3 protein-coding genes are annotated in these 2897 nt (G+C 43.3%); all 3 read right to left on the minus strand.

All coding sequences use genetic code 11. From position 1 onward, the window contains the following. Positions 1–166 precede the first annotated feature (166 nt). The 3 genes from F6K53_RS36490 to F6K53_RS36500 all read right to left on the minus strand — a co-directional run bounded on the left by F6K53_RS36490 (position 167) and on the right by F6K53_RS36500 (position 2806). Positions 167–1411: a glycosyltransferase family 4 protein gene (locus F6K53_RS36490; protein WP_293084359.1), complete on the minus strand. Its 1245-nt coding sequence runs from the start codon at positions 1409–1411 to the stop codon at positions 167–169. A 100-nt stretch (positions 1412–1511) separates the two neighbouring features. Then, positions 1512–2375 (minus strand): glycosyltransferase, encoded by an 864-nt coding sequence (locus F6K53_RS36495; protein ID WP_293084362.1) that lies wholly within the window; start codon positions 2373–2375, stop codon positions 1512–1514. 194 nt (positions 2376–2569) lie between these two features. Next, positions 2570–2806, minus strand: a complete 237-nt coding sequence (locus tag F6K53_RS36500; RefSeq protein WP_293084364.1) for a hypothetical protein — start codon at positions 2804–2806, stop codon at positions 2570–2572. Between the last annotated feature and the right edge of the window lie 91 nt (positions 2807–2897).

Here is a 2897-nt window from a genome sequence, read left to right on the forward strand (position 1 = left end):
TTTGTTGGAGTTGAGGCAAACTAAATTGAGAGAGATTTATTTGATGGTGGGAAAAGCGCTGCAATTGTTGGGGGTGATTAAGACACCATTGCAAGGTTTGAGAAATCGCTTCTCCTGAAACCTCTGCTAAGATCGACCCATTATCTAAGTCCTTTAAAAAAGATTTTCAAGATACCAAAACATTCATCAGACGGCGATGATAAGACTCAAGGGTGAATTCTTTAGCTCGCTGGATAGCCAGATCAGACATCTCAGCTCGTAATTCGGGATTACTGGCAAGAAGTTCCACCTTGTCTACAATTGCTTCTACATCTCGGATAGAAACGATAAACCCTTCGTATCCATCACGTACTACACTTCCTGCGTTAGGAGTACAAATAACCGGTAGTCCAGTCGCTAGAGCTTCATAGATTACTGTTGCTGACCCTTCACATAAGGAAGGTAACAAAAAAATATCTGCCCAGGCATATTGGGCTAAAATCTCGCTGCGTGGAATTGGACCAATTAGTTCGACATTTTTGCTTAATAGAGATTGGGCTTCTGTTTGTACTCCTATTGGACCGACCATACGAAATACAGCTTTGCCTCTAAGCTTTTGAGCAGCTTTCAACACATATGGTGAACCTTTTCGCAATCCAACACTGCCTACGGTAAGTACACGCAGGGGTTCTGTCTGTCGATGACGTTTTAGTTTTGGAAAGCTCAGCATATCTATGCCATAGGGTATAACCTTACAGCGATCACCAGATCCACCACAGGCAATAATACCTTGACGAACAAACTCAGAACCACATATGATTGTGTCTGCCTGTTCCCATTCCTTTTGTTCTCTTAGTGTATACTCCTCTAAGTGAGTATCCTTGCCTAAGGGAGTTTCCCAACCAGGAAAATTCTCTTGTTCTTCTAGTAAAAGTTCCTGCTCCAGAGCACGGGGAGCAATGGTTTGTTCCATAACAGTATCCATTCCCTGATACCGGGCAGCTTGCAAAATCTCAAGACCAGCACTGTTAAAGGTATATATGCCAGTAGCAGGTTTTAACCCATGCTGTAAAACAAGCTGACAAAAAGCCTTGCCAGACCAAAGAAACGCAGCTGTAGTTTCGTCAGTAGTGCGAGCCTGTCGTAGCTTCTGAGCATAGGTCCAACCTAAGTGGTTAAATGCTATGATCCGCTCGCGGGGAATGCCCGTGGGTACGCGCCCGAGCAGTCGCTTGACTCCTGCTGGTTGCAATGGGGAAGGAATAGCATGTAGCAGACGTGGCCAGCCTTTAGTAGCGCAGATATCGGTATAAAAGTACTCTAATAGTTTAGCTTGGTACAGCAGGCGTGGGACAGCATAGTGCATGCGAGCACCAAGGAGGGCTACACTCCAGCTTTGTTCACTGTGTATCATACTAGAGTTTTCATTCATTCAAATCTAGGATTAATCCATGTAACGTCAGTTCGGGTTAACGATACTTAGACAAAAAAACAGAGAAAGTTCCATCATGGGATTAAATCAAAGTTAATGCTTATGGATGCTTTAACCAAGCACGATAACCATTCCAGGAAAGTGCTTGTCTTCGCTTTAAAGCTTGTGGGAAGGCAATTAAAGCTTGCCACCACCATTTTGGTTCTTGAATCAACCATTGTGGTCCTCGGCTAAGAGCGTAACGGGCTTGACTCAAAATGCGATAAAGCGCTAGCGGAATGCAATATGGGTTAGGACAGCGCATGATAACACTCCAAAATTCATTACGGGCATGAAGATGGTGATTCCGGACTTCGTTGCGCCTGATGGGGGAGTAGTGGTGTCGAATGGTTATCTCAGGAAAATAGTAAACTTGCCAATCATTCGCGATGCATTGAATCGCGTAGTCGGGTTCTTCATACATATGGAAAAACATAGGTTCAAATCCTGGTAAGCTGCGGTAGGTAGAGACCCGCAGACAAGCACCAGAGTTAGCAAAAGACCGGACAGGTTTTGATGGACCGAAGTCCTTTTGAGTCAGGGTCTCAGGGTATTCGTCAGTACGTTGGGGAAAGGTGGCGATCGCTAGCTTGGGGTGTTTTGCAAAGATTTGAGCTAGGGTGTCGAGACAATTGAGCTGTTCTGGATAGCTATCATCGTCAAGGGCAAGAACTAAATCTCCGGTTGCTTGCTGCATCATTGCTGCACGGGAAGCCACTGAACCTCTACCTTGCTGATTAATAGTAAGGCGAAAGTCTGGGTGATTTGCTTTCAGGTACTCGACGGTACCATCTGTACACCCATCAGCAGTAACTAGCACCTCATGAGGTGGTGGATTGAGACGAGTGAGAACATCGCAGGTTCGCTTAAGATCGCTCAAGCGATTGCGAGTGGTGATCATAATTGAAACTTTTGGATTACTCATAACTTTCAAATTTACCCTTTCAAGCTCCTGAATAGTTTTGTAGCCGGAGACAAAAGATAATTTATATGTCTATTTTTTTTATTTAATTGAAAGGTTAATATCCTGTTTTTTTCAAATATATCTATTAAAAATTGATATATTTTTTGATCAAAAACATTGTATTCATAAATTAGTTCATCTAATCGCTCATTAGGTTAAATAAGATTTTTACTGCGAACCTTTGCTGAATAATAGATGATGGGGAGTCGCCATCCTAACACTTCTTGAAATACAGCAAGAGATTCATCAAAACGCTCCGTCAAGTCAAAAGCAACAAATTTGTGTTCCAGATTTTGCATCGCTAGCTCAAGATCGTGTTGGGTACATCTTTCCCGTACAAGTCCCTTCCCTGAAAGTTGGCGAACCATACCATTCTCAAGCTCAGGATGCATTTCTTGGCTTCAAAGTTCTTCTGGAGAGTAGTTCCTAATTAACTGAAACCACCGTCAGTTTTTGTCACTGTGTGCCTCAGCTTCTTGTTTC

The sequence above is a fragment of the Moorena sp. SIO4A1 genome (assembly GCF_010672065.1).
Taxonomy (GTDB): Bacteria; Cyanobacteriota; Cyanobacteriia; order Cyanobacteriales; family Coleofasciculaceae; genus Moorena.